The following is a 26,113-nucleotide window of genomic DNA, read 5'->3' on the forward strand; positions in this document are numbered from 1 at the left end:
TACCTGTCAAATCAAATGCATAGGAGGCCGCTGTGTGATAGCGCCGCGCGCGGCGGAAAGCGGTTTGCGCTTCGGCGACAACCACGCCAATATGCGCAAAACACACCAAGGCAATTGGAGAGACGATGGCAGCTCCCATCAAATTCGGCGTCGGACAAAGTGTGCGGCGCAAGGAGGACGACGCTCTGATTCGCGGCAAGGGCCGCTACACCGACGACGTTGCACCGTCTCCCGCATTGCACGCGCTGATGCTGCGCTCGCCGCATGCGCACGCGACCTACACGATCGACGCCGGCAAGGCCCGCGGCATGCCCGGCGTGGCGCTGATCCTGACCGCCGCCGACGTCGCCGAGCTCGGCGGCCTGCCGTGCCTGTTCAATCTGGAAACCGATCCGTTCACCGCGCCGCCTTATCCGATCCTCGCCAAGGACGAGGTGCGCCATGTCGGCGACGCGGTGGCCTTCGTGGTCGCCGACACCGTCGATCATGCCCGTGACGCGATCGAGGCGATCGACGTCAAATGGACGCCGCTGCCGGCGGCGGTCGGCCTCGTCAATGCGGTGAAGAAGGACGCGCCGCAGGTCTGGCCGGACAAGCCCGGCAATGTGCTGTTCGATGTCTCGATCGGCGACAAGAAGGCCGCCGAGGACGCGTTCGCCAAGGCGCATGCGGTGGCCGAGATCACCATCGTCAATCCGCGCGTCATCACCAATTTCATGGAGACGCGCGCTGCGGTCGCGGAATACGACGCCAAGAAGGATCATCTGACGCTGACGATCGGCAGCCAGGGCAGCCATCGCCTGCGCGAGATCCTCTGCGACATGATCCTGAAGATGCCGAAGGAGAACATGCGGGTGATCTGCCCGGATGTCGGCGGCGGCTTCGGCACCAAGCTGTTTCCCTATCGCGAATATGCGCTGATCTCGGTCGCCGCGCGCAAGCTCAAGAAGAGCATCAAATGGACGGCCGAGCGCTCCGACCATTTCATGGGCGACGCGCAGGGCCGCGACAACCTCACCACCGCGAAGATGGCGCTCGCCGAGGACGGCAAATTCCTCGGCATGGATGTCGACCTGATGGGCGACATGGGCGCCTATCTCTCGACCTTCGCGCCCTACATCCCGCATGGCGGCGCCGGCATGCTGCCGGGCCTCTATGACATCCAGGCCTTCCACTGCCGGGTCCGCACCGTGTTCACCAACACGGTGCCGGTCGATGCCTATCGTGGCGCCGGCCGCCCGGAGGCCGCCTATGTCATCGAGCGCCTCGTCGATGCCGCCGCGCGCAAACTCGGCATGACGCCGGACGCCATCAGGCGCAAGAATTTCATTCCGCCGAAGTCGCTGCCCTACACGACCGCGACCGGCAAGGTCTACGACTCCGGCGACTTCGTCGCGCATATGAAGCGTGCGATGGAGATTGCCAACTGGAAGGAGTTTCCGAAGCGCGCCAAGGCCGCCAGGAAAGAGGGCCTGGTGCGGGGCATCGGCATGGCGAGCTATGTCGAGGTCTGTGGCACGATGGGCGAGGAGACCGCCAATGTGGCGCTCGATCCCAATGGCGATATCTCGGTCCTGATCGGCACGCAGTCGAGCGGGCAGGGCCACCAGACCGCCTATGCGCAGATCGTCGCCGAGCAGTTCGGCGTGCCGCCCGAGCGCGTCCATGTGCTGCAGGGCGATACCGACAAGATCGCGACCGGCCTCGGCACCGGCGGCTCGGCATCGATCCCGTCCGGCGGCGTGAGCGTGCAGCGGGCGACGCATGATCTCGGCAACAAGCTGAAGGAGCTCGCGGCGCAGGCGCTGGAGGCCGGCGCCGGCGACCTCGAATTCGCCGACGGCCGCATCCGCATCGCCGGCACCGACCGCTCGATCAGCTTTGCCGATCTCGCCAAACGTCCGGGCGGCGATACGTCGAAGATGAACGCCAGCGCGACCTTCGCCAGCGCCGACGGCACCTATCCGAACGGCACCCATCTCGCCGAGGTCGAGATCGATCCCTCAACCGGCATCATTAAGATCATCAGCTACGTCATCGTCGACGATTTCGGCGTCACGCTCAATCCGCTGATGCTGGCGGGCCAGGTTCACGGCGGCGCGATGCAGGGCATCGGGCAGGCGCTGATGGAGCAGGCGGTGTACAGCCCGACCGATGGTCAGCTCGTCACCGGCACGTTCATGGACTATGCGCTGCCGCGCGCCTCCGACGGGCCGTCCTTCGTGTTCGAGACCCATAACGTGCCCTGCACGACCAACCCAATGGGCGTGAAGGGCGCGGGCGAGGCCGGCGCGATCGGCTCGTGCCCGGCGGTCGTCAACGCGATCGTCGAGGGGCTGCATCGCGAGTACAAGATCGACCACATCGACATGCCCGCCACGCCGGAACGGGTCTGGATCGCGATCCGCGAGGCGCAGCGCCGCCATAATCTCTGATAAATTGTCGCAGGCGGAATGAAGATTCCGCCTGCGGTGTTTTGCAAACCAGGCCGGCCGCAGACCCGCGGACCGGGACAGAGCGGAATTGAGGGGTTTTGCCGATGAAGCGGATTGTCGTCGTTGCTGCGGTGCTGGCGTTCGGTGCCGGTGCAGTCGTTGCACAGCAGGATCAAGTCAAGAAGACCCAGGCCATGATGAAGGACAATGGCAAGAATGCGGGTGCGCTGTCGGCGATCATCAAGGGCGAAAAGCCCTACGACCAGGCGACCGTCAATGCTGCGCTGGCCCAGTTCGAGGATACCGCCAAGCAGCTTCCGACGCTGTTCCCCGAGAGCATGAAAGGCGTCAAGCTGGAAGGCGATTACGCCCCTTCGCCGAAAATCTGGGAAGACAAGGCGGGCTTCGCGCAGCAGTCCGCGAGCTTCGCGAAGGTCGTCACCGATGCCAAGGGCAAGATCAAGGACGTCGATACGCTGAAGGCCGAGCTGGGCGTGATCGGCAAGCAGTGCGGCGGCTGCCACGAGACCTATCGCGTCAAGAAGGGCTGATCGCCATTCCATCAACGAAAAGGGCGGACGCTTTAGGGCGTCCGCCCTTTTTTGTGTCGGCCGTTTCTTGTTGGCGTTGCGTCGCGAACGATTACTTCGTCACTTGTTATTTGGTCACCTGGCCGCGGATCTCGCCGCCCGGATTGGCCGCAGTGTGAACGTTGACATAGTACTTGCCGGCGAGCAGATCGGCGGCCTGCGCGTCGGTCAGCGTGGCGCTGCCTTCGACCGGGCTCGACGTCGCGTTCGGAATCGCGACTGCGACACCGGAATTCTTGCCGGCCTCGGCGGGGCCGTGGAAATGCGCGGCAGTGGCCGGACCCGAGAGGCCGGAATAGGTCAGCTTCCAGCTCAGCTTCTTGCTGGCGGCATCGTAGTCGATGTCGGCGGTGCCGGTGGCGGTGCTGGTATTCGGCGGCACTTCGCTCTTGCTATCCAGCTTCGCCGTGAACTTCTCGGCAAAGGCCGGACCGGCGAAGGCGATGGCGGCGCCGAGCGTCAGCGTGGCAAGCAAGGTCTTGTTCGACATGGTTCTCTCCCCTTTGACGGCACAGGATGGTTGCAATCTTCAAACAGCAGCTTTTCGGATTTATTCCCCAAATGATCGTGGGTGCGGCAAATTTGATGCGAGCTTGTCCGACTGGTTGCCATCATACTGGTCCATGAACTGACGCGACCAATGACGGATCGGTGAATGCTGCGACGAATTTTCCTCCTGGCGATTCTGGCCGGCGTAATCGGCTTTGGCGTGTTCTGGTGGCTGACGATCCCCGCGACCGTTGCCGCCGACGCGCTGCCTGCCTATCAGCCTGACCTGGCCAACGGCCTCACAACGTTCAATGCCGGGGGATGTTCCTCCTGCCATGCCGTGCCGAAGCAGGACGACCGCACGAGGCTCGGCGGCGGGCTCGCGATCACCTCGCCGTTCGGTACCTTCTATGCGCCGAACATCTCGCCCGACCCGAACGACGGCATCGGCCGCTGGAGCGAGGCCGATTTCGTCACCGCAGTCATGAAGGGCACTTCGCCATCGGGCGCGCACTATTTCCCGGCGTTTCCGTACCCGTCCTATCAGCACGCCAAGGTCAGCGATGTGCGCGACCTGTTCGCCTATCTGAAGACCTTGCCGCCGGTCGCCGGCAAGGTGCGCGACCACGATTTGCCGTTTCCGTTCAACATCAGGCGCAACGTCGGGGTCTGGAAATTCCTGTTCATGAACGGCAAGCCGTTCATCGCGGATGCAAGCCGCTCGGCGCATTGGTACCGCGGCGCCTATCTCGTCAACAGCTTCGGCCATTGCGCCGAGTGCCACAGCCCGCGCAACGTCCTCGGCGGCATCGTCACCGCGCAGCGCTTCGCCGGTGGTCCGAATCCGGAGGGCGAAGGCTGGGTGCCCAACATCACGCCGAGGGGGATCTCGGACTGGAGTGTGAAGGATATCGCCTATTTTCTCGAGAGCGGCCAGATGCCGGACGGCGATAGCGCCGGTGGGTCGATGGTGCGCGTGATCCGCAACACCTCGCAACTGTCGTCGTCCGACCGCGACGCGATCGCCGAGTACATCAAGTCGCTGCCGCCGGTCGAGGGACCGCCGAAGCCGGTCAAGAAGGAGAAGGAATCGTAAAGCGGGATGGGTTTGGTTGAATCGGCTCGCCGCGGTTTCGGTTCACCTCTCCCAAGGGAGAGGTGAACTTTCGACGCCGTTCAAGCTCGACCTAATCTCATCATGCTCTCGCGGGCGCGTCCTACTTCGCGCCGAACGCCTTGAAGGTGATGATCGTGAGGGTGTCCTGGATGCCCGGGATCACCTGAACCTTCTCGTTGATGAAATGGCCGATGTCGGTGTCGTGGTCGACGTAGAACTTGACCAGGAGGTCGTAGTTGCCCGCGGTGGAATAGATCTCGGACGCAATCTCGGCCTCCGCCAGTGCGTTGGCGACGGTGTAGGACTGGCCGAGCTTGCATTTGATCTGGACGAAGAAAGGAACCATCAAAGTCGTCTCCGGGGATTTCCGCGACTATAGGCCCAAAACGGGCGGCCAAGGCAAGGGGGCGAGGCAAGGGGTCAAGGCGAGGTCAACTTGCGGTAAAGTCAGGCGAACTTGCTGCCGATCGGCGGCCGGGCTAGGACAGGCCATGGTCTCGTTCGTGATGGTCTCATTCGTATCAACCGCCGGTGCTGCAAGATGACGCCGGTCGCGCTCACCATTGCCGGCTCGGACTCCTCGGGCGGGGCGGGCATCCAGGCCGACCTCAAGAGCTTTGCCGCGCTCGGGGTCTATGGCGCCTCCGCGATCACGGCGCTGACCGCGCAGAACACCATGGGGGTCAGCGGCATCTATCCGGTGCCCGCGTCATTCGTCACCGCCCAGATCGATGCAGTGTTCTCCGACCTCGAGGTCGGCGCGGTCAAGATCGGCATGGTGGCGCAGGCCGACACGATCGCTGCGATCGCCGATGGGCTGAGGCGCTGGGCGCCGCGCCATGTCGTGCTCGATCCGGTGATGGTCGCAACCTCCGGTGATCGGCTGCTTGCCGCCGAGGCGGTCGATGCGCTGAAGGTCCTGCTGTTTCCGCTGGCCTCGCTGATCACGCCGAACCTGCCGGAAGTGGCGGCGCTCTTGAACGAGCCGGTTGCCTCAAGCGAGGCCGACGTCGAGCGACAAGGCAGGCGATTGCTGGCGATGGGATGTCGCGCGGTGCTGGTCAAGGGCGGCCACGGCCACGGCGCCGAGAGCATCGACTATCTGATCGACGCCGAGCACAGCATCGCGCTGGCTGCGCCGCGGATTGCGACCGCCAATACGCATGGCACCGGCTGCTCGCTGTCCTCGGCAATCGCAGCAGGGCTCGCGAAGGGCGAGAGCATGGAGACCTCCGTGCGCAACGCCAAGGCCTGGATCACCGAAGCAATCGCCGAAGCCGATCGCTTCGCCGTCGGCCACGGCCATGGGCCGGTGCATCACTTCCACGGATATTACTGACGCTCTTGTAGCCCGGATGGAGCGCAGCGAAATCCGGGACCAGTTCATCCGCGGATGCAGAGCCCCGGATTGCGCTTCGCTCCATCCGGGCTACGCATTCGATCGCTTCGTTGTTCCATCGCGCTGTGCAGGCAACACAACGCCTCTTCCACACAGCCGCGACCGCCGATGTCGCCAGATTGTCGCACGCTGCTGTTATCCGCAGGGCAGGGGCGTGCTGCTGATTCTCGTTAACTGTTTGTGGGGCCTTGGGTCGCGGGGATCGTCATCGCCTTGTCACAGGAATCTGTTAGGTGCACAGGCATGGGAAGTGACTCCTTGAGTGAAGAAAGTCCCGAGCGGCACTTTCGCACTTTGTTTATCTCCGATGTCCATCTCGGAGCCCGCGGTTCGCAAGCCGACCGCCTGCTGGACTTCCTCCGCGCTCACGACGCTGACACGATCTACCTCGTTGGTGATATCGTCGACGGCTGGGCGCTGAAGTCGAACTGGTACTGGCCGCAGACCCATAACGATTTCGTGCAGAAGATGCTGCGCAAGGCGCGCAAGGGCGCCAAGGTGATCTACGTCCCGGGCAACCACGACGAGTTCCTGCGCAAATATTACGGCACGCATTTCGGCGGCATCGACGTGGTGGAGAACACCGTTCACACCGGCGCCGACGGCAAGCGCTACCTCGTGATCCACGGCGACATTTTCGATCTCGTGGTGCAGAACGCGCGCTGGCTCGCCCATCTCGGCGACAAGGCCTACGACTTCGCGATCCAGATGAATCGCTTCGTCAACTTCTTCCGCAAGATGTTCGGCGTGCCGTACTGGTCGCTGTCGCAATGGGCCAAGCTGAAGGTCAAGAAGGCGGTGAACTATATTGGCGCGTTCGAGGCGACGCTTGCCGGCGAGGCGCGGCGCCACGGCTGCGACGGCGTGATCTGCGGCCACATCCACTACGCGACGATTCATGACGAGCACGGCATCCGCTACATGAATTGCGGCGACTGGGTGGAGAGCTGCACCGCGCTCGCCGAGCATGAGGACGGCCATTTCGAGATCATCACCTGGACCGACCCGGTGCGCCGGATCGCGCCGGTTCCGCGAGTGACGGCACGCGCTGCATGACGCATATCCTGGTCGCGACCGATGCGTGGCATCCCCAGGTCAACGGGGTTGTCCGCACGCTGACCATGATGGCACAGGCGGCGAAATCGCTCGGCGTCGAGGTGAGCTTCCTGACGCCGGACGAGTTCCGCACCTTCGCGATGCCGAGCTATCGCGATCTCCGGCTGGCGCTGCCCTACCGGGCCAAGGTCGCAAGTCTGATCGAGGCGGCGAGGCCCGACAGCATCCATATCGCGACCGAGGGCCCGATCGGGCTTGCGGTGCGCCGCTATTGCCGCAAGCGCGGCCTGCCGTTCACGACGAGCTTCCATACCCGCTTCCCCGAATACGTCTCGGCGCGGACGCCTGTCCCGGAAGCCTGGGTGTGGCGGGCGCTGCGCTGGTTCCACCGGCCGAGCCGGGCGGTGATGGCGGCGACCCCGGCGCTGGCAGCCGAGTTGCGTCAGCGCGGCTTCCGCAACGTGGTGCTGTGGTCGCGCGGCGTCGATACTGCGCTGTTCCATCCGCGCGACGTCGATCTCTGCCTGCCGCAGCCGGTCTATCTCAGCGTCGGCCGGGTGGCGGTGGAGAAGAATCTCGAGGCCTTCCTCGATCTCGATCTGCCGGGAACCAAGGTCGTGGTCGGCGACGGCCCGGCGCGGGCGGCGCTGGAGCGGAAATATCCAGACGCTGTGTTCCTCGGCGCCCGTCATGGGGAAGAATTGGCTGAGATCTACGCCGCGGCCGATGTGTTCGTTTTCCCGAGCCGTACCGATACGTTTGGTCTGGTGCTGCTTGAAGCGTTGGCGAGCGGCCTGCCGGTTGCCGCTTTTCCGGTCACCGGTCCCCGCGACGTGATCGGCGCAGCGCCGGTCGGCGTGCTCGACGAGGATTTGCGCCATGCCTGCCTGGAGGCGCTCAGCATCCCGCGGCAGGCCTGCGTCGATTTCGCCGCGCTCCACACCTGGCAGGCGTCGGCCCGGGTGTTCATCGATCGCTGCATGAACGTCCGCCCCGCGCCGCCGGACGGCGAGGGCGAGGCGCTCGAATTCGGTGCCGAAGAGCACCATTTTGTGGCTCTGCCGGCGACCCAGCCGATCTCACGCTAGTCAGGTCACGCTAAAGCGTCTTGCCCGCCAGCCCGGCGCCGCGATACAAATCGCGAATGACGGACACCGTTCTCAATCCACCCGTCGCTGCCGCGGACATCGATGCCGCCGCGAGGGTGGTCGCGCCGTTCGCGGTGCGCACGCCGCTCCTGACCTTCCCCGTTCTCAACGAACGCGTCGGCAGCCAGGTCTTCCTCAAGCCCGAAATGCTGCAGCGGACCGGCTCGTTCAAGTTTCGCGGCGCTTTCAACAAGCTCGCCTCGATCCCGCAGGACAAGCGGAGCGGCGGCGTCGTCGCGTTCTCCTCGGGCAACCACGCCCAGGGCGTCGCCGCGGCGGCCAAGATCCTCAACATGCAGGCGACCATCGTGATGCCTGCGGACTCGCCGATCACCAAGCGCGAGCGCACCAAATCCTATGGCGCCGAAGTCGTGCTCTACGACCGTGATCGCGACGACCGCGAGGCGATCGCCAACGGCATTGCCGGCAAGCGCGGCGCGACCTTGGTGCGTCCCTACGACGATCCCTTCGTGATCGCGGGCCAGGGCACCGCCGGCCGCGAGATCGCCGAGGACATGGCTGCGCTCGGACTGACGCCCGACATCGTGGTCGCGCCGGCTTCGGGTGGCGGATTGATCGCGGGCGTTGCGACCGCGGTGAAGGCGAAATATCCGCAGGCCCAGGTGATCGTCGCCGAGCCCGCGGGCTACGACGATCATGCCCTTTCGCTCAAGGTCGGCCATCGCGAGGCGCATGCGGTTGCGCCGCGCACCATCTGCGATGCGCTGATGGCGATGATGCCGGGCGAGCTGACCTTCGCCATCAACAGCAAGCTGCTCGCGAATGGCGTCAGCGCCTCCGACGACGAGGTCGGCGCCGCCGTCGCCTTTGCCTATCGCGAGCTCAAGCTCGTGGTCGAGCCCGGCGGCGCGGTCGGACTCGCGGCGCTGCTTGCCGGGCGGATCGATGCCAAGGGCAAGAACGTCGTGATCGTGCTGTCGGGCGGCAATGTCGACGCCGACCTGTTCGCGAAACTGGTTGCCTGACACCGGGTTAGGCACAGATGCTGCCGCGGTACATGAGCTGGCTCATGTTGCGCGTGCGGTCCATGGGACATGAATGCTTCGCGCCAGTCGTCGTGCGCGGGTCAAGCCCGGCAATGACAGGATATGAACAGTCGAGGTTACGAGAAGAACGCCATCTTCTCGGCCTGGCTCATGCGACGGATTGGCGCGAGCGGGTCGTTGGCCGCAACAGTCGGCCTTTTCAGCAGGCCGCTGGCGATGATGGTCGAACCGAGTGAGATCTCTGCTGCGGGAGCAGGGACAGGCTCAACGGCGGGCCGGAGAGGCGGCGGCATCACCAGAGTTTCGGCAATCGGCGCCACAGCCACCGGCGGCGGCTCGATCTTGACTTCTGCCCTGACCTCGACCTTCGGCGCCGGTGCAGGCTCGGGCTGAATGGCCGGCGCAACCATTTCTGGCTCGGCCGCCATCGCCTCAGCGACGTCCATCGCTTCGGCGACGCGCATCTCCTCGGCGGCACGCATTTCCTCGGCGATAGCCTCCTCGTTGATCGGATCGGGCGCACCCATCTCCATCGCGATCAGGTCGAGCACCGCCTCGTCATGGGCGTCGGCCGTCGCTTCGTTGGTGACGCGGGCGAGTTCCGCGGCTTCGGCTTCGGCCAGCGCGGCTTCAGCTTTGATCCAGGCTTCGCTCGGCTGCGGCATCACGGCCGTAGCGGCCTCAGTGCCGGGCACGGCGGCGGGAATCGCGGCTTCGACGATCGGCGCCGCAGCGGCCTCCCGAGGCGGCGCTGGCCGCGTAGCGGCCATATCGGGAGCGGCACTCTCGGCCACCGGTGGCGGCGTGGGGGCCGCTGCCGGCGGCTCCGCAACCGGCGCCTCGGCCACGTCAGGCTCGGCCGCAGGCGTCGCCGCCTTGTCCGGATCGAACTCGCTGAGCCGGCGCGCCAGCGCCGCGAAGGCGGCATCCAGTACAGCCTTGGCGTCGTTCATCGAGACCTCGGCGGCGCCGGCCTCGATCGCGCTGACCTGCGAATCGATGATGTCGCAGATCCGGCCGTCATTGCCGATCTCGCGCAGCCGCCAGGAGATCTCCCTGATCACCCGCACGCCCTTGCGCACCGGTGCGAGGCTTTGCTCGAAGCTGATGCCGTTGAGCGCGGCGATGGCGGAGGCCTGGGCGGCCTCGATCGCGCCGCGCAGGGCGGCCAGCGCCTGCGCCAGTTGCTCGTCCCTGATCGCCGCCGCGGCGGCTTGTCGCTGTGCGCTGAGGCTTTCCTCGATCCGCGCCACGGCATCGAGCACCATGCGGGTATCGGCATTGCGGTTGCGCTTGGCGTATTCGCCGAGGAACCAGCGGCCCCGCGAGGTCTCCATGAAGGCCGCGCTGATCGCGGCATAGTCCTCCTCGCTCGGCAGGGCCGCGCGGGCGGATATCGGCGACAGGGCGAATGCTTCTTCGGCCATCACAATCTCTCCGCGCAAATCACTGCGCGTTACGCTAACGATCACCACGATATCGCGCGAATCGCAATTGAATTGATGTCTTCCGAATCACAAATCCCCATTGCAGCAAGGATTGCATCGCGGCGATTCGCGCGCAGCCTGGCGGCATTCTATGCCACGCTGTTCGGCATGACCGGGGTTCATCTGCCGTTTTTCACGGTGTGGCTGAAGGCGGTCGGCATCGACGCCACCTGGATCGGCATCATCACCGCGGTGCCGCCGGTGACGCGCTTCACCGTGCTGCCGCTGGTCACCGCGGCGGCGGAGCGGCGTCAGATGCTGCGCGGGGCGATCATCGCCACCGGATTCGCGACGGCGTTTGGCTTTGCCGTGATCGGTACCCAGCACCAGCCGTTCGTGCTGCTGGCGATCTATGCGCTGACCTGCTGCGTCTGGACTCCGATGGTGCCGCTCACCGACGCCTATGCGCTGCGCGGCGTCAGGCAATTCGGCCTCAGCTACGGACCGCTGCGGCTCTGGGGCTCGGCCGCCTTCGCGGTCTGCGCGCTGCTGAGCGGCTTCCTGCTCCGCTATGTCGCGGAGGTCGACCTGATCTGGATCATCACGGCCGTGACGGTGCTCGGCGCGCTGGTCGGGCTGACGCTGCGGCCGCTGGGCCGCCCAGCGGCAGCCGCCACACCTGCGGCCGGCGCGCCAAAACTGCTGCGCAATCCCACCTTCCTCGCCATCATCGTATCCTCGGCGCTGATCCAGGGCAGCCACGGCGCCTATTACATCTTCGCATCGATTGCCTGGCAGCAGGCCGGCTTCAGCGGCCTGACGATCGCTTGTCTCTGGGTGCTCGGCGTGATCGCCGAGATCGTACTGTTTGCGGCCTCGCCGCGCTTCACGCTGCCGTCGGCTGTGCTGGTGATGATCGCGGCGTCCAGTGCCGCGGCGCGCTGGGCGATCACCGCGCAGGATCCGCCGCTTGCGGTGCTTGCAGTTGTGCAGCTCGGACATGGACTGAGCTTCGGCCTGACCCAGGTCGGCATCATGGGCCTGATGGTGCATCACGTGCCGGTTCACGTGATGGCGCGCGCGCAAGGCTATCTCACCGCCTGCGGCGGCATTGTCGCGAGCACCACGGCGATCGTCAGCGGTATGGTCTATGCGCGCTTCGGGCTCGGCGTCTACGACATGATGGCCGCAATGGCGGCCACAGGCGGGCTCGTGATGTGGCTGGCGCGCAAGCGTCTCACCGATTAGCCCCAGAGCGCGGCGTCGGGCGGATAGACCAGGCTGCCCTCGTAGCGCAGGCCGTGGTCGCGGTCCTTCGCCAGCAGCAGCGGACCGTCGAGATCGACGAAGCGCGCGGCTTGCGCGATCAGCATCGCCGGCGCCATCGCGAGCGAGGTCGCGACCATGCAGCCGATCATGATCTCGAAGCCGAGCGCGCGGGCGGCGTCCGCCATCGCCAGCGCTTCGGTCAGGCCGCCGGTCTTGTCGAGCTTGATGTTGACGGCGTCATAGCGGCCGCGCAGGCCGGCAAGAGAGGCGCGGTCGTGCACGCTCTCGTCGGCGCAGACCGCAACCGGGCGCCTGATCCGCGCCAGCGCCGCGTCCTTGCCGGCCGGCAGCGGCTGCTCGATCAGGGTGACGCCGGCATCGGCGCAGGCCGCGAGATTGGCGGCAAGGTTGTCCTCGGTCCATGCTTCATTGGCATCGACGATCAGCTCGGATCGAGGCGCCGCCTTGCGCACGGCGGCGATCCGCGCGCCGTCGCCTTCGCCGCCGAGCTTGATCTTGAGCAACTGACGATGCGCGGCCTTCGCGGTGGCCTCCGCCATCGCCTCGGATGTCCCGAGCGAGATCGTATAGGCGGTGGTGCGCGGTTCCGGCGCGGGCCGGCCGAGCAGGTTCCAGATCCGCCTGCCGGCGCGTTTGGCCTCAAGATCCGCCAGCGCGCAATCCAGCGCATTGCGGGCGGCGCCGGCAGCCATCCCGGCCTGCAAGGCGATCCGGTCTATGCCATTGGCGAGTGGCGCCTGTAGGGCCTGGATCGCCTGCAGTGTCGCCTCGGGCGTTTCGCCATAGCGCGGGTAGGGTACGCATTCGCCGCGGCCGGTGAGGCCGCCCTGGCTCACCTCGGCCACCACGACGACGGCCTCGGTCTTGGTGCCGCGGCTGATCGTGAAGGTCCCCGCGATCGGCCAGCGCTCGATCCGACCGGTCAGGGAAATCGTTCCGGGTGGGGTGGAAGTCATTTTAAAGTCTACTATTTCCTGAACCGTAGCTTGCGACGCGCAGCCAACTATGGCTGGTTAGCGGCAGATTCGACAAGCCGATCCGGCAGCGCCGGAGATCTGCGTTTGCGGCGGCCAGCCGGCTTGAGGGGTAGGCAAAAGGTGAGCGGCGACCCGACACTGGAGCGGATAGCCCAAGGCGAAGGACTGGCGCTGTGTGCGGCGGGCAACTGGACGGCCCGCTTTGCCCCTGCGCTCGAGCGGATCGTCTCCGACGCCGAGAAGCTGCGCGGCAGCCGCCCGCACATCTTCATCGACGTGTCGCAGGTTGCGAGCCTCGACACCTTCGGCGCCTGGCTGATCGAGCGGCTGCGCCGCAGCCTCAGCGACGCCAGCGCGGAAGCCGAGATCGCCGGCCTCTCGGCCAATTATTCCAGCCTGGTCGACGAGGTCCGCCGGGTCGGCCCCGCGCCCAAGGTCGTCAGCGACCCATTGTCGATATCAGGCATGCTCGAGCAGATCGGGCGCACCGTGGCCGGGATCGGCAGCACCATCATCGGCCTCGTCGACATGCTCGGCGCGGTGCTGGCGGCCGCCGGCAAGGTGCTGATCCATCCGCGCAGCTTCCGCCTGACCTCGACCGTGCATCACCTCGAACAGGTGTGCTGGCGCGCGGTGCCGATCGTGGTGCTGATCACCTTCCTGATCGGCTGCATCATCTCGCAGCAGGGCATCTTCCATTTCCGCAGGTTCGGCGCCGACATCTTCGTGGTCGACATGCTGGGCGTCTTGGTGCTGCGCGAGATCGGCGTGCTGCTGGTCGCGATCATGGTCGCGGGCCGTTCAGGCTCGGCCTATACCGCCGAGCTCGGCTCGATGAAGATGCGCGAGGAGATCGACGCGCTGCGCACCATGGGCTTCGATCCGATCGAGGTCCTCATCCTGCCGCGCATGCTGGCGCTGGTGCTGGCGCTGCCGATCCTGGCCTTCCTCGGCGCGATGGCCGCGCTCTATGGCGGCGGCCTGGTGGCCTGGCTCTATGGCGGCGTCGATCCGGAGGCCTTCCTGCTCCGCCTTCGTGATGCCATATCGATCGACCATTTCATCGTCGGCATCGTCAAGGCGCCTGTCATGGCGGCGGTGATCGGTATCGTCGCCTGCGTGGAAGGCCTTGCGGTACAGGGTTCGGCGGAGTCGCTCGGACAGCACACCACCGCGTCGGTGGTGAAAGGAATCTTCTTCGTGATCGTGATGGACGGCGTGTTCGCGATCTTCTTCGCCTCGATCGGGATGTGATCATGGCGGAAGAGGACAACGACGCCATCATCCGGGTCCGTGACATCACGGTTCAATTCGGCAACACGCGCGTGCTCGACGGCCTCAACCTCGACGTCAAGCGCGGCGAGATCCTCGGCTTCGTCGGGCCCTCGGGCGCCGGCAAGTCGGTGTTGACGCGCACCATCATCGGGCTCGTGCCGAAAGTCGCCGGCCGCATCGAGGTGTTCGGCGTCGATCTCGACGCCGCGAGCTCGTCGCAGCGCCGCGCCGTCGAACGGCGCTGGGGTATCCTGTTCCAGCAGGGCGCGCTGTTCTCCTCGCTCACGGTGCGCCAGAACATCCAGTTTCCGGCGCGCGAATACCTGCGCGTCTCGCAGCGGCTGCTCGACGAGATCATGGTGGCGAAACTCGTGATGGTCGGCCTGAAGCCCGAGGTCGCCGATCGCTATCCGTCGGAATTGTCGGGCGGCATGATCAAGCGCGTCGCGCTGGCGCGCGCACTCGCGCTCGATCCAGAACTCGTGTTTCTCGACGAGCCGACCTCGGGTCTCGATCCGATCGGCGCCGGCGAGTTTGACGAGCTGGTGCGCACCCTGCAGCGCACTTTGGGGCTGACCGTTTTCATGGTAACCCACGATCTCGACAGTCTTTACACCGCGTGCGACCGTATCGCCGTTTTAGGGAACGGTAAGATCATTGCTGCAGGATCGATCGCCGACATGAAGGCGTCGCAGCATCCATGGCTGCAGCAATATTTCAACGGCAAGCGCGCCCGTGCCGTTGTGGCCTAGCCCATGATCCCGAAACCTGGAGCCGACTTCGGACGAGATCATGCGCCAACAGGAATTCGACGGGCTCGAGCGCAGCCGGCTGCGCGAGGGCCCAAGAGTGATTAACGCGAGTAATTGATGGAAACGCGGGCGAACTACGTCTTGATCGGGGCTTTCACGCTGGCGGTGATCGCCGCCGCGTTCGGCTTCGTGCTGTGGTTCCAGAGCCTGCACACGACCAAGCAGCGCAGCCCCTTGCGGGTGATCTTCGAAGGGCCGGCATCAGGCCTGCGCAACGGCGGCAATGTCAATTTTAACGGTATTCGGATAGGGGAAGTGGTCTCGGTCAAGCTCGACAACCCGCGGCGCGTGGTCGCGCTGGCGATGATCGAGAACAACGCACCGCTCCGCAAGGACACCCTGGTCGGTCTCGAGTTCCAGGGCCTCACCGGCGTCGCCGCGATTTCGCTCAAAGGCGGCGAGGAGGCCGCCCCGCCGGTGCCGCTGGACGAGGACGGCATCCCGGTTCTGACTGCCGACCCGAATGCGCTGCAGGACGTCACCGAGGCGATCCGCGCCACCCTGCAAAACGTCAACCGCATCGTCGCCGACAATCAGCAGTCGGTGAAGAATTCGCTGAAGAATCTCGAGGTCTTCACCCAGGCCTTAGCGCGCAATTCCGAGAAGATCGACAACGTCATGCTCAAGGTCGACGGCGTGATGGGCAAGGCCGACAGCCTGATGCTGGGCCTCAATGCGATCGCGGGCGGCAACAATGGCAGCGAGCTGAACCTGATGGTGAAGTCGATCCGCGAACTCGCCGAGGACCTCGACAAGCGCTCCAATCTCCTGATCAACGACGGTCGCCGGACGCTGTCCGACATCAGCCGCGCGGTGAATAATTTCGACCGCAACCCGAGCCGGGTGATCTTCGGCGGCAGCAACAACGCCACACCCGAGCCCGCGCCGGCTCCGACCGCGCCCGGGCCGCGGCGGCGGCAATGACGTGAGAATCGTGAGTGGCGAATAGCGAGTAGGGTTCGCCGTCGGCTGCACCCGTCTTGCGAGCCAACGGGTCGCGCGAACGCGCGCCCGATGACAGGCTCCGCGAAGCAATCCATCGCTCCGCTTGCTCGGCAGCATGGATTGCTTCGTCGCTCACGCTCCTCGCAATGACGGCGGCTGATGCTGGCGCGTTGCCTTCGATACGTCGTCTGCGAGTCCAATCTCGAGCCCAAAACAAAAACGGAGACCGAAGGGTCTCCGTTTTCCATTCGCTACTCGCTGGCTTCGTCAATTCACCCCAGCCGTCCCGCGGCGTGCGCGAGAAGGGTGTAGACCAGCCCGGTCTCCGAGGTCAGGTGGCTGCTCAGCTCCTGCTGGCCGCGGCCGTCGCGGGCGACTTCGTCGAGCAGGCGCTCGAACTCCGCGATATAGCGGTCGACCGTCTGCTTGAAGCCGCGGTCGGCGCGATACTTGCGGGCCACCTCATCGAAGGCCTTCTGGCCGGCCGGCGTGTAGAGGCGCTTGGAGAACGCCTTGTTCTCGCCGCGCTGGTAGCGATCCCACATCTCGGCCGCAAGCGTGCGGTCCATCAGCCGGCCGATGTCGAGCGACAGCGACTCCAGCGGATTGACCGGCTGTTGCTGCGGACGCGGGCGCTGCTGGGCGTCGCGGCTCTGCGGGGCAGGCGGCGGCGGTGCGTCGCTGCGGTTGAGCAGGTCGGACAGCCAGCCGTCGCCGTTGTTGTTGGAGCCTGCCGGGCTGACCGGCGGGGCCTCGGTGCGGCGCGAGCTCGCCATGCCGAGATCCGGCGGCGGCAGCGTCGAGGCGCTGTTGCCGTTGTCCCGCATGCGCACATCGCCGCGGCCGCCGGCGGCAGCCACCACCGGCTCCTCGTGGCGAACGCTGGCGCGGTTGGTCGAGACCACGTCGAGTCCGCGGCCGTGATGAGCGACGATGCGGTTCAGCTCGGCCAGCGCCTCGATCTGGTCGACGATCACCTTGCGCATCTGCGCGGTGTTCTCGGCGGCCTCCTGCGGCATCTCGAGCACGCCGCGGCGCAGCTCGTTGCGGGTGGCCTCGAGCTCGCTCTGCATCTCGCTTGCCATCTGCTTCATCGCCGTGACCATCGCGGAGAACTTCTCCGTCGATTCCTTGAACATCGCATCGGTCTCGGCGTTGCTCTGCTGGTAGAGGTCGTTCATGGCGTCGACGGTCTGCTGACGCTCGTTCTCGGCCGCCTGGCGCACCGCCTCGAACTGCCTGCTGATCGCAGCCGAACCGGCGCCTGCGGTCTCCGCCACCACGCGGGCGATGTCGCGGGCGCGTTCCTCGGCCGCTCCGAGCGATTCATCGAGCAGCCCGGTGAAGCGCGACAGCCGCTGGTCGAGATCGGTGGTGCGCAGGTCGATGGTCGTGACCAGCGCTTCCAGCGCCGACTTGCGCTCGCTCACGGAGGCCGTCGTCGAGCGGTTGGCCTGCTCGACCACGGCAGCCGCATCGATCAGCGCCTTGCCATGGGTCTCGAACTGGCTCGACAGCGCGCCGAGATCTTCCAGCGCCTTGCCGGTCTTGCTGTTGAACACCGTGAGCTGGTCTTCCAGCGTCTGCGTTGCCACGCCGTTGCGCGAGGTGACGTCGTTCATGGCGGACACGAAGTCGGCCACGCGGGTCACCAGCGCGCGCTCCAGCGAGTTGAGGTTGTCGTGGGCGCCGGTCAAGACTTCCTGCAAGAGGATGTTGCCTTCGCGCAGCCGCTCGAACAGCGCGACCGTATCGGTGCGCAGGATCTTGCTGGTCTCCTGCATCTCCGTGACGGCCGAGATCGAGACCTGGCGCGACTGGTCGATCGCCGTGCGCGAGGCCTGTTCGAGCTCCTTGAGCGACTTCGCCACCGCGCCGGTCGCCTGATCGCCGGCCGACGTGATGTTGCGCGCGACATCGCTGCCATGGGCCGCCATCGACTGCGAGAAGGCGAGGCCGCGGGTTTCGATCGCCTTCAGCGCATCCGCGGTGGCGCGATCCATGTCGCTCGACAACTGCGTGGTCTTGGCGGTCAGCGCCTCGACCAGCGAGCCGCGGCGGCCGTCGACCATCTGCGACAGACGCTCGGTCTGCTGCTGCACATAGGTGACGATCTCGTCGGTCTTGCCGGTCATCGCCGAGCCGAAGGCGCTGGAGGCCGACAGCACCGAACGTTCGATGTCGGCGGAGGTCGTCTTGACCTTGGTCGAGACCTCGTTGGACATGGTGATCAGCGCGGCCTGCGCGTTCTGCGCCGAGGTCTGGATGTTGTCGGTTGTCTTGGCCGTGACCGCACCCAGCGCGCGCTCGATATCGGTCGAGAGCGTGCGGATCTGGGCGGCGGCATCGGCGGAGGTCGCCGCAAACGAGCTCTGGGCCTCGCGGGCGCTGCCCAGGATGGTCTGCGCAGTCTCCGCGCTAGCCGTGGTCAGCGAGCGCTCGATCTCGGCGGAGATCTCGCGGATCTGGCTTGCGGCCTCGCTGGAGGTTGCCACGAACGAGCTCTGGGCATCGCGGGCGCTGCCGACGATCGCCTGCGCGGTGTTGGTGCCGACCGAGGTCAGAGTGCGCTCAACATCGACGGCCAGCGACTTGACGTGGTTGGCTGCTTCCGTCGACGCGGTGACGAGGGCGTTCTGCGCCTCGCGGGCGCCGGCCGTCAGCACTTCGACCGTGCCAGAGCCGGCCATCGACAGCGCACGCTGGATGTCGGCGGCAAGCGCCGACACCTTGGTCGCAGCCTCGGTCGACGCGTTGACCAGGGTGCTCTGGGCCTCACGCGCACCTGATGTGATCGATTCCGCGGTGGCGGAGCCGGCCATCGACAGCGAACGTTCCATATCGGCCGCCAGTGAGCGGACCAGATCGGCGGCCTCGGTGGATGCGCCTGCCAGCGTGCTCTGGGCCTCGCGGGCGGAAGCGACGACGGCTTCCGCGGTGGCGGAGCCCGCCATCGACAGCGAGCGCTCGATGTCGGCTGACAGCGTGCGGACCAGGTTGGTGGCTTCGGTCGACGCGCCGGCCAGCGTGCTCTGGGCCTCGCGGGCGGAGGCGACGACGGCTTCCGCGGTTGCGGTGCCGGCCATCGACAGCGAGCGCTCGATGTCGGCCGACAGCTTGCGCACCAGATTGGTGGCCTCGGTCGACGCGCCGGCCAGCGTGCTCTGGGCCTCGCGGGCGGAGCCGACGATGGATTCCGCGGTGGCGGTGCCGGCGGTCGAGAGTGAGTGCTGCACCTCGGCCGCGAGCGTGCGGACCAGGTTGGCGGCTTCGGTGGATGCACCGGCAAGCGTGCTCTGGGCCTCGCGAGCGGAGGTGACGACGGCTTCCGCGGTCGCGGTGCCGGCCATCGAGAGCGAACGCTCGACGTCGCTGGCGAGCGACTTGACCTGGCCGGTGACGTCGGTCGACGTCGAGATCAGCGTGGTCTGGGCCTCGCGGGCACCGGTCATGATCGCCTCGGCGGCGGCAGAGCCGGCCATCGACAGCGACTGCTCGACATCGCTGGCCAGCGACTTGACCTGGCTTGCGGCCTCGACAGAGGCGCTGACCAGCGTGGTCTGCGCGTCACGGGCGCCCGACAGCACGAAGGCTGCGGTGGCGCTGCCGGCCGCCTGCAGCGTGCGCTCGACATCCTCGGACAGCGCCTTGATCTGCGAGGCAACGTCGCCGGAGGCCGAGACCAGCGACACCTGGGCGTCGCGAGCACTGGTGAGGATCGAGTTGGCGGCGCTGGTGCCGACGGCGGTCAGCACGCTCTCGACCTCGGCCGAGCTCAGCTTGAGCTGGTTGCCGACGTCCGCAGACACGGTGAGCAGCGCCTGCTGCGCGGTGCGCGCGCCGGTCTGGATGGTTTCGCTGGTGTTGACCACGAGGTTGGTCAGCGAGCGCTCGGCGTCCTCGACATGGGACTTGATGCTCGACGACAACAGCTCGGCGCGGGACATCAGGTCCTCGCTCGCCTGGCGGCCGCTGCTCTCGATGCGGCCGGCAACGGCCTCGACGCGGGAGCCCAGCAGGTCCTCGAACTGCGCGACGCGGGTGTCGATGTCGCCGGCGATGACGCCGACGCGGCTCTCGATGCCCTGCTGGATGTCAGCGAAGCGCGCCGAGATGGTGTCGGTCAGGTTCGCGCTGTGACCATTGATGGTGTCGGCAAGGCGAGTGCTGTGGCCGTTGAGGGTGTCGACCAGGCGGACGCTGTGGCCGTCGATGGTCTCGGTGACGCCGTTGATGCGATGGTCGACCGCGGCGATCGCCTGCACGGTGCCTTCGGTCAGGGTGGTGGTGAGCAGGCCAAGCCGCGAGTCGATCGACTGGATCGCCTGGGAGGCGCCGTCGGTCAGCTGGGTCGCGAGCGTGCCGAGATGGCCGTCGATTGTGTCGGTGACCGACTTGGCGCGGCTCTCGAAGGTGACCTCGAGGGACTTCATGCGGCCGTCGATCGCGTCATCGAGCGATTGCAGACGGCCATCGAACGAGCCGATCTTGCTGGCGAGCGAACTGTCGAACGACGACAGCTTGTCGGTCAGCGAGGCGTCGAGATTGGTGACGCGGCTGCCGAGCGTGGTCTCGAACTGCAGCAGGCGCTGGTCGAGCGAGGCGGTGATCTCGCCGCTGTTGGTGGTGACACGATGGTCGAAGGTGTCGACATAGGTCTTCAGGCTGTCGGCGATGTGCTGGGTCCGCTGGCCCATGCGTTCGACGATGTCGCCGCCGAAGGTCTTCACCGTGCGGTCGAATTCCGAGATGTGGCGGGTGATCAGCGCGCCGAGCGTGCCGGAGTCGCGGGCGAATTTCTCAGCGAGCTCGCTGCCGTGATTCTTCACCAGGTCGTCGAACGCGCTCATCTGCAGCGACAGCGAGTCGTGCGCGGTCTCAGTCTGGCCCACCACCTTGGCGACCAGCGAATTGACGGTGACGTCGAGCGCCTCGCTTGCCTTGTCGCCGGACGTCATGATCTGGCCGGCGAGGCGGTTGCCGGCATCGTCGATCTTGCTGACGAGGTCGTTGCTGCGCAGCTCGAGCTCGAGCAGCAGCGAGTCGGCGGAGTTCTTCAGGGAGTCGTGGACCTCTTCGGTACGGTCGGAGATGCCGTCGACGATGACGGACGAACGCTGCTCGAACTCACCGGTGATGCGGTCGATGCGCTCGTTCAGCAACTCGTGGACGCGATCGGCCAGATCGACGAACTCGTCATGGACGTGGCCGGTCTTGAAGTTGAGGCTGGTGGTCAGCCGCTCGGAGGCGTCCATCACCGCGCGCGTGGTCTCGGCGCTGGCTTCCTCGAGGCGGTCGAGCAGGTCGCCGCCGCGCTCGCCGAGCGCGAGGATCATGTTGTCGCCGGCATGGCTCAGCGCGGTGGTGATGTGCTGGCCGCGCTCTTCCAGCGCGCCGGTGATGCTCTTGGCGACCTCGTCGACGCGCGAGGCGATCGCGTCCGAGATCAGCGCGATGTCGTGGCGCAGGTCGATCTGCACGCCGGAGATCGCGCTGCGCACCTGCTCGGCCTGGCCGACCAGGTTGTCGCGTTGGTGGGCGATGTCCTGCAGCAGCGCGCGGATCCGCACCTCGTTGTCGGAATAGGCGCGTTCCAGCGCCGCGACCTCGTTGGCAACGAGGGTCTCGAGCTCGCCGGCGCGCGCGATCGCGCGCTCGACGCCGTCGCCCATCGCCGCGACCTCGCGGCGGATCGCCTGGCCGACCGTCACCATGGAATCGGCGGCGGCGTTTTCCGGCTCGGAGAATCGCATCGCGACCTGCGCCATCGATTGCGCGATCATCTGCATGCGCTGACCGTGCGCGGCGAGGCTGGCGAGATAGTAGAACAGCAGGATCGGTACGGCGAACAGCGCGGCAAGGCCGGCGAGCACGAGGACGCCGGTGCCCTGAGCCATCGAGGCCTGCAGGGCCGGCCAGAACGCGATGGTGAGGATGACGCCGCCCAGCAGCCAGGCGCCGGAGCAGACAAAGAACAGCGTGAAGGCGTTGCGCGCGCGTCCTCCCTGCAGCGTCTGCAGCATCTGGCCGATGGTTTCGCGATCATCATTGGCGGCGCGGCGCGGCGCGCGCGGTTCTTCGATCGGCTCGAACGCCGAACGATCGGAATTACTCGGACGCGACTCGAACGATGTGGCTGAAAAATCGGCAGCGGGCGGCAGGTTCGGCGGCGCGGCGCCTTCGTTGAGGGGGCTGCGATTCTCCGCGCCCTGTTCGCTGATGTTGAGGGCTTCCTGGATGGCAGAAAGCGCGACTTCGGTGGGGTCTTTGACCTTCTTGGGAGTGTTCGCCATGTTCAGTCTGAGCCCTCTCACTATTTTACGCGTCGGCGAGCCTGCGATCGTCCCCACGCAAGCTCGAAGCCGGTGCCCACAAGCGGAGCGCAAGCCGGCCCCCTCGGCGGCTTGTCCGCTACATCCGCAAACATCCTATTGGGAGAGCGATGCGAATGAAATGCTTGCGATTAATACTTTCTTAATCATCGTTAACAGCTTTGCGCCATAAGGCCTTATGGGCACTCGAAATTCCCGCTGCAGAGCGTCGATTGTGTCCGGAAATTGTCCAGAATCGGGCGGTTTTGCCGATCATCCCAACAACAATCCGTTAACCAGTTTCGTGATTGGCTGGGGCAACGATCCGCCGGCGAGGGCCGGCGGAGACGACAGGGACAGGCCATGCCGCTTCACCTCGAACGGGTCGAATGGACGCAATCGCCGCCGCTGGCGCCCGGCGCCGGGCCGATCGACGTCGATCATCTTCAGCGCATGACGCTGGGCGATCCGGGCCTCGAGCGGGAAGTGCTGGCCATGTTCTCGACCCAGTCGGCCCGGATCCTCGGTGAACTGGCCGCCTTGCCGCCCGAGGCGGCGACCCATGCCCACACCCTGAAAGGATCGGCGCGGGCGATCGGCGCCTTCGGCGTCGCCGAGGCTGCTGCCCAGCTGGAGACCGCGCTGTCCGGCGGTTCCGATGCGGCCCAGCCGCTTGCCGCGCTCTGCGCCGCGATTGCCGAGGCGCGCACGGCGATCGAGCTGATCCTGGGCCGCTCCTAGGCGTCCGGCGTCTCGGCGGCCCGCTGCGACAGCTTGGGCGGCGTCCCAACCGGCGGGCAGGTTTTCGGTCTCCGCGCTAGCGCTGTGCGGATCGACCCGTTATACGACTGCCCGGGACCTTTCCATCCATCGTCCGGCGCATTCCGGCAGCACGAGCAATCATGGCCAAAATCCACTTTATCGACCATTCCGGCGAGAAACGCACAGTTGACATCGAGAACGGCGCGACGGTGATGGAAGGCGCGATCCGCAACGCCATTCCCGGCATTGAAGCCGAATGCGGCGGCGCCTGCGCCTGTGCGACCTGCCATGTCTATGTCGATGAAGCCTGGCGCGAGAAGGTCGGTGCGCCGTCGCCGATGGAAGAGGACATGCTGGATTTCGGCTTCGACGTGCGTCCGAATTCGCGGCTGTCCTGCCAGATCAAGGTGACCGACGATCTCGACGGACTGGTCGTGTCGACGCCGGAGCGACAGGCCTAGAGCCTTTCGTTCCGATTGAATCGGAACGAGGCTCTAGATTTTTGTTTTGACGCGTTTTCTTCACGCGAACCGTTATCCACTTCGCTCGAAAACGCTCTGCCGTCTCTATTCGCCGTCCGGATTCACTCCGCGACGGACCCAGCGGCGGAAGTTCTGCTTGACCTCCGCCGGCAGCGGCGTCGGCCTGCGCGTGGCCTCATCGATCATCACCGTGACCGCCTTCGCCGACGCCACGCATCTGCCTTCCGAAAACACCACCTGGTCGAAGGTGGTCGATGTGCGTCCAAACTTGACGAGACCGAGCCCGAGCTCGATCTGACCCGGCCAGTGCAGCTCGGCGCGGAAATGGATGTCGAGGCGCACCATGATCCAGCCGAGCCCCGCCGGCATCAGCCCCATGCTGCGGTCCTTTACCAGCGTGACGCGGCCGGTTTCAAAATAGCTCGCATAGACGGCGTTGTTGACGTGCCCGTTGGGGTCGAGATCGGCAAAGCGCACATTGTCGGACAGGCGATAGGGAAAGTCTTCCAGGCGCGGCGCATCGTCAGCACGGACAGGGGCATTCACGAGGGGGATCTCCGTCGGTTTCCCGCCCATACAGCCGAGTTGCGCAGGCTCGGCAAGGGGTTGCCGCGCCAGCCGCTGTCCCTATTATGCATGTCGCGATCCGGCCCACTTGGCTGGACAGACGAAAAAGCCGTCCAGTCGATTTCAACTGAAAAGAAGCGGACATGAGCGAAGCGATCAAGACCGATGTGCTGATTATTGGCGCGGGCCCCTGCGGACTGTTCGCCGTGTTCGAACTGGGCCTGCTCGACATGAAGGTGCATCTGGTCGACATCCTCGACAAGATCGGCGGGCAGTGTGCCGAGCTCTATCCCGAGAAACCGATCTACGACATTCCCGGAATTCCCTTCGTCACCGGTCAGGGCCTCACCGAACAGCTGCTGGAGCAGATCAAGCCGTTCAATCCGACCTTCCATCTCAACGAGATGGTCGAGAGCATCGAGAAGATCGGCGACCCCCTGTTCCGGGTGAAGACCGATGCCGGCAAGGAGTTCGAGTGCAAGGTCGTCGTGATCTCGGCCGGCGGCGGCTCGTTCCAGCCGAAGCGCCCGCCGGTGCCGGGCATCGAGGCCTATGAAGGCACGTCGGTGTTTTATGCCGTGCGCAAGATGGAGCAATTCCGCGACAAGAACATTCTGATCGTCGGCGGCGGCGACTCCGCGCTCGACTGGACGCTCAATCTGCATCCGATCGCCAAGCGCATCACGCTGCTGCACCGGCGCGACGATTTCCGCGCGGCGCCGCACAGCGTCGAGCAGATGCGTGCGCTCGTTGCCGACGGCAAGATGGATCTGAAGATCGGCCAGGTCACGGGGCTCGAAGGCGCCAACGGCCAGCTCTCGGGCGCCGCGCTCAAGGGCAACGACAATGCGGTCTCGACGATCGCCTGCGATACGATGCTGCCGTTCTTCGGACTCACCATGAAGCTCGGCCCGGTCGCGAACTGGGGCGTGGCGCTGGAGAACAACCTGGTGCCGGTCGACACCGCGGCGTTCGAGACCAACGTGTCAGGCATCTTCGCGATCGGCGACATCAACACCTATCCGGGCAAGCTCAAGCTCATTCTCTCCGGCTTCCACGAGGGTGCGCTGATGGCGCAGAAGGCGCACCGCTACGTGTATCCGGACAAGCGGCTGGTGTTCCAGTACACAACCTCGTCATCGAGTCTGCAGAAGAAGCTCGGGGTGAACTGATTTCACTCGAGCGGAGACCAGTGCCAGGGGCATGGGCCATTTCCTGCGCGGCGCGAGTACTGGAACACTCCGTGAAATGGCCGTAGTCTGCTTGTAGTCGAGTTGGTCGATTGATCAGGTGATGATGATGCGGAACACGCTATCCAGACTTCGGCTGATCCTCGCGATCGCCACGGCCTTTGCGCTAGCTGCTCCGCTTGCGGCCTCGGCGGCCGACCCGTCGGCGGCCGGCCTGTGGCAAAAGGTCGAAGACGGCAAGCCCGAGGGCTGGTTCCTGGTGATCGAGCGCAATGGCCTGTTCGAAGGCATGATCGCAAAGATGTTTTCATCGCCCGGCGACCCGCCCAATCCGGTCTGCTCGAAATGCACCGACGATCGCAAGGACATGCCGTGGCTCGGCATCCCCCTCATCCGCGACATGAAGCGCAACGGGCTCGCCTATGAAGGCGGCAACGTGCTCGATCCGCGCAACGGCAAGGTCTACAAGGCCAAGATGACGTTGAGCGCCGATGGTCAGACGCTGACGATGCGCGGCTTTCTCGGCATCTCGCTGTTCGGCAAGGATGAGGTCTGGACCCGGTTGCCTGACACCGCGGTGGCCCAGCTCGATCCCGCGATCGTCGCCAAATACCTGCCGGCGCAAGCCGCGGTGGCGAAGCCGGCGGCGCCGGTGCCCGCGACGAAGCGGCACTAAAGCGCGATGAGATTAGGTTGAATCGTCATCGCGCTTTAGTTCTTTGTTTGAGCATGATCTTTTCGGAAAACCGCTTCGCACTTTTCCGGATCATGCTTTAGCACTTCTCTCTGGCTAACGTCCGATCTGCGCGCGCTCATGCTCCGCTCTTGCGTGGC

21 protein-coding genes are annotated in these 26,113 nt (G+C 65.7%); 15 read left to right on the forward strand and 6 right to left on the reverse strand.

Annotated features, from left to right (window positions below; all coding sequences use genetic code 11):
• Positions 1-125 precede the first annotated feature (125 nt).
• Both J6525_RS11725 and J6525_RS11730 read left to right on the forward strand, forming a co-directional pair.
• Positions 126-2,435, forward strand: a complete 2,310-nt coding sequence (locus J6525_RS11725) for a xanthine dehydrogenase family protein molybdopterin-binding subunit (protein ID WP_225644530.1) — start codon at positions 126-128, stop codon at positions 2,433-2,435.
• A gap of 104 nt (positions 2,436-2,539) precedes the next feature.
• Entirely contained in the window at positions 2,540-2,986 is a 447-nt protein-coding gene (locus J6525_RS11730; RefSeq protein WP_141340701.1) for a c-type cytochrome, read from the forward strand.
• 106 nt (positions 2,987-3,092) lie between these two features.
• Here J6525_RS11730 and J6525_RS11735 read toward each other — a convergent pair whose 3' ends face one another.
• The gene (locus J6525_RS11735; RefSeq protein WP_057016700.1) at positions 3,093-3,515 is read right to left on the reverse strand and encodes a CHRD domain-containing protein; all 423 of its coding nucleotides are present in this window, start codon (positions 3,513-3,515) and stop codon (positions 3,093-3,095) included.
• Positions 3,516-3,680: 165 nt separating this feature from the next.
• Between J6525_RS11735 and J6525_RS11740 the strand changes: the two genes are divergently transcribed.
• Positions 3,681-4,610 (forward strand): c-type cytochrome, encoded by a 930-nt coding sequence (locus J6525_RS11740; RefSeq protein WP_225644532.1) that lies wholly within the window; start codon positions 3,681-3,683, stop codon positions 4,608-4,610.
• 121 nt (positions 4,611-4,731) lie between these two features.
• Here the strand turns inward: J6525_RS11740 and J6525_RS11745 are convergent, their stop codons facing one another.
• Positions 4,732-4,977, reverse strand: a complete 246-nt coding sequence (locus tag J6525_RS11745; RefSeq protein ID WP_016845986.1) for an Lrp/AsnC ligand binding domain-containing protein — start codon at positions 4,975-4,977, stop codon at positions 4,732-4,734.
• A gap of 195 nt (positions 4,978-5,172) precedes the next feature.
• Here J6525_RS11745 and thiD point away from each other — a divergent pair, with 195 nt between their 5' ends.
• The 4 genes from thiD to J6525_RS11765 all read left to right on the forward strand — a co-directional run bounded on the left by thiD (position 5,173) and on the right by J6525_RS11765 (position 9,220).
• Complete coding sequence (gene thiD / locus J6525_RS11750; RefSeq protein ID WP_225644534.1) at positions 5,173-5,970, forward strand: bifunctional hydroxymethylpyrimidine kinase/phosphomethylpyrimidine kinase; 798 nt, start codon at positions 5,173-5,175, stop codon at positions 5,968-5,970.
• Between the two features lie 303 nt (positions 5,971-6,273).
• Positions 6,274-7,086, forward strand: a complete 813-nt coding sequence (locus J6525_RS11755) for a UDP-2,3-diacylglucosamine diphosphatase (RefSeq protein ID WP_141340705.1) — start codon at positions 6,274-6,276, stop codon at positions 7,084-7,086.
• Positions 7,083-8,174: a glycosyltransferase family 4 protein gene (locus J6525_RS11760; RefSeq protein WP_225644536.1), complete on the forward strand. Its 1,092-nt coding sequence runs from the start codon at positions 7,083-7,085 to the stop codon at positions 8,172-8,174. The genes J6525_RS11755 and J6525_RS11760 overlap by 4 nt, the downstream gene beginning before the upstream one ends.
• A 56-nt stretch (positions 8,175-8,230) precedes the next feature.
• Positions 8,231-9,220 (forward strand): threonine/serine dehydratase family protein, encoded by a 990-nt coding sequence (locus J6525_RS11765; protein ID WP_076825738.1) that lies wholly within the window; start codon positions 8,231-8,233, stop codon positions 9,218-9,220.
• 137 nt (positions 9,221-9,357) lie between these two features.
• Here J6525_RS11765 and J6525_RS11770 read toward each other — a convergent pair whose 3' ends face one another.
• On the reverse strand, positions 9,358-10,668 hold the full coding sequence (locus tag J6525_RS11770; protein WP_225644538.1) for a hypothetical protein: 1,311 nt from the start codon (positions 10,666-10,668) through the stop codon (positions 9,358-9,360).
• 75 nt (positions 10,669-10,743) lie between these two features.
• On the opposite strand from J6525_RS11770, the gene J6525_RS11775 reads away from it, so the two are divergent.
• Positions 10,744-11,916, forward strand: a complete 1,173-nt coding sequence (locus J6525_RS11775) for an MFS transporter (protein ID WP_225644540.1) — start codon at positions 10,744-10,746, stop codon at positions 11,914-11,916.
• Here J6525_RS11775 and dgcA read toward each other — a convergent pair.
• Positions 11,913-12,914: an N-acetyl-D-Glu racemase DgcA gene (dgcA, locus tag J6525_RS11780; protein ID WP_225644542.1), complete on the reverse strand. Its 1,002-nt coding sequence runs from the start codon at positions 12,912-12,914 to the stop codon at positions 11,913-11,915. The two genes, J6525_RS11775 and dgcA, sit on opposite strands and share 4 nt — an antisense overlap.
• Positions 12,915-13,055: 141 nt before the next feature.
• On the opposite strand from dgcA, the gene J6525_RS11785 reads away from it, so the two are divergent.
• The 3 genes from J6525_RS11785 to J6525_RS11795 all read left to right on the forward strand — a co-directional run bounded on the left by J6525_RS11785 (position 13,056) and on the right by J6525_RS11795 (position 15,946).
• A complete protein-coding gene (locus tag J6525_RS11785) occupies positions 13,056-14,189 on the forward strand; it encodes an MlaE family ABC transporter permease (protein ID WP_225644544.1) in 1,134 nt (377 codons plus the stop codon).
• Positions 14,190-14,191: 2 nt separating this feature from the next.
• Complete coding sequence (locus tag J6525_RS11790) at positions 14,192-14,962, forward strand: ABC transporter ATP-binding protein (RefSeq protein WP_225644546.1); 771 nt, start codon at positions 14,192-14,194, stop codon at positions 14,960-14,962.
• A 117-nt stretch (positions 14,963-15,079) separates the two neighbouring features.
• Positions 15,080-15,946 (forward strand): MlaD family protein, encoded by an 867-nt coding sequence (locus J6525_RS11795; RefSeq protein WP_225644548.1) that lies wholly within the window; start codon positions 15,080-15,082, stop codon positions 15,944-15,946.
• Positions 15,947-16,239: 293 nt separating this feature from the next.
• Here J6525_RS11795 and J6525_RS11800 read toward each other — a convergent pair whose 3' ends face one another.
• On the reverse strand, positions 16,240-22,260 hold the full coding sequence (locus tag J6525_RS11800) for an apolipoprotein A-IV repeat region-like domain-containing protein (RefSeq protein WP_225644551.1): 6,021 nt from the start codon (positions 22,258-22,260) through the stop codon (positions 16,240-16,242).
• Positions 22,261-22,641: 381 nt separating this feature from the next.
• Here J6525_RS11800 and J6525_RS11805 point away from each other — a divergent pair, with 381 nt between their 5' ends.
• Both J6525_RS11805 and J6525_RS11810 read left to right on the forward strand, forming a co-directional pair.
• Positions 22,642-23,019 carry an Hpt domain-containing protein gene (locus J6525_RS11805; RefSeq protein ID WP_225644553.1) on the forward strand — a complete coding sequence of 126 codons (378 nt, stop codon included), beginning with the start codon at positions 22,642-22,644 and terminating at the stop codon, positions 23,017-23,019.
• A gap of 161 nt (positions 23,020-23,180) precedes the next feature.
• Positions 23,181-23,501, forward strand: a complete 321-nt coding sequence (locus tag J6525_RS11810) for a 2Fe-2S iron-sulfur cluster-binding protein (RefSeq protein WP_016841525.1) — start codon at positions 23,181-23,183, stop codon at positions 23,499-23,501.
• Positions 23,502-23,606: 105 nt separating this feature from the next.
• Here the strand turns inward: J6525_RS11810 and J6525_RS11815 are convergent, their stop codons facing one another.
• A complete protein-coding gene (locus J6525_RS11815) occupies positions 23,607-24,068 on the reverse strand; it encodes an acyl-CoA thioesterase (protein WP_076825837.1) in 462 nt (153 codons plus the stop codon).
• 164 nt (positions 24,069-24,232) lie between these two features.
• Between J6525_RS11815 and J6525_RS11820 the strand changes: the two genes are divergently transcribed.
• Positions 24,233-25,261 carry an NAD(P)/FAD-dependent oxidoreductase gene (locus J6525_RS11820; RefSeq protein ID WP_225644556.1) on the forward strand — a complete coding sequence of 343 codons (1,029 nt, stop codon included), beginning with the start codon at positions 24,233-24,235 and terminating at the stop codon, positions 25,259-25,261.
• 127 nt (positions 25,262-25,388) lie between these two features.
• A complete protein-coding gene (locus J6525_RS11825; protein ID WP_026193022.1) occupies positions 25,389-25,955 on the forward strand; it encodes a DUF2147 domain-containing protein in 567 nt (188 codons plus the stop codon).
• Positions 25,956-26,113 lie beyond the last annotated feature (158 nt).

It is taken from the genome of Bradyrhizobium australafricanum (assembly GCF_020329495.1).
In the GTDB taxonomy this organism is placed as follows: Bacteria; Pseudomonadota; Alphaproteobacteria; order Rhizobiales; family Xanthobacteraceae; genus Bradyrhizobium; species Bradyrhizobium australafricanum.

Coding starts and splice junctions, on each gene's coding strand:
- J6525_RS11765 (WP_076825738.1), top strand. CDS start 8,231: ATGACGGACACCGTTCTCAATCCACCCGTCGCTGCCGCGGACATCGAT.
- J6525_RS11760 (WP_225644536.1), top strand. CDS start 7,083: ATGACGCATATCCTGGTCGCGACCGATGCGTGGCATCCCCAGGTCAAC.
- J6525_RS11805 (WP_225644553.1), top strand. CDS start 22,642: ATGCCGCTTCACCTCGAACGGGTCGAATGGACGCAATCGCCGCCGCTG.
- J6525_RS11745 (WP_016845986.1), bottom strand. CDS start 4,977: ATGGTTCCTTTCTTCGTCCAGATCAAATGCAAGCTCGGCCAGTCCTAC.
- J6525_RS11810 (WP_016841525.1), top strand. CDS start 23,181: ATGGCCAAAATCCACTTTATCGACCATTCCGGCGAGAAACGCACAGTT.
- dgcA (WP_225644542.1), bottom strand. CDS start 12,914: ATGACTTCCACCCCACCCGGAACGATTTCCCTGACCGGTCGGATCGAG.
- J6525_RS11825 (WP_026193022.1), top strand. CDS start 25,389: ATGCGGAACACGCTATCCAGACTTCGGCTGATCCTCGCGATCGCCACG.
- J6525_RS11755 (WP_141340705.1), top strand. CDS start 6,274: ATGGGAAGTGACTCCTTGAGTGAAGAAAGTCCCGAGCGGCACTTTCGC.
- J6525_RS11770 (WP_225644538.1), bottom strand. CDS start 10,668: ATGGCCGAAGAAGCATTCGCCCTGTCGCCGATATCCGCCCGCGCGGCC.
- J6525_RS11735 (WP_057016700.1), bottom strand. CDS start 3,515: ATGTCGAACAAGACCTTGCTTGCCACGCTGACGCTCGGCGCCGCCATC.
- thiD (WP_225644534.1), top strand. CDS start 5,173: ATGACGCCGGTCGCGCTCACCATTGCCGGCTCGGACTCCTCGGGCGGG.
- J6525_RS11740 (WP_225644532.1), top strand. CDS start 3,681: ATGCTGCGACGAATTTTCCTCCTGGCGATTCTGGCCGGCGTAATCGGC.
- J6525_RS11730 (WP_141340701.1), top strand. CDS start 2,540: ATGAAGCGGATTGTCGTCGTTGCTGCGGTGCTGGCGTTCGGTGCCGGT.
- J6525_RS11820 (WP_225644556.1), top strand. CDS start 24,233: ATGAGCGAAGCGATCAAGACCGATGTGCTGATTATTGGCGCGGGCCCC.
- J6525_RS11795 (WP_225644548.1), top strand. CDS start 15,080: ATGGAAACGCGGGCGAACTACGTCTTGATCGGGGCTTTCACGCTGGCG.
- J6525_RS11790 (WP_225644546.1), top strand. CDS start 14,192: ATGGCGGAAGAGGACAACGACGCCATCATCCGGGTCCGTGACATCACG.
- J6525_RS11775 (WP_225644540.1), top strand. CDS start 10,744: ATGTCTTCCGAATCACAAATCCCCATTGCAGCAAGGATTGCATCGCGG.
- J6525_RS11800 (WP_225644551.1), bottom strand. CDS start 22,260: ATGGCGAACACTCCCAAGAAGGTCAAAGACCCCACCGAAGTCGCGCTT.
- J6525_RS11725 (WP_225644530.1), top strand. CDS start 126: ATGGCAGCTCCCATCAAATTCGGCGTCGGACAAAGTGTGCGGCGCAAG.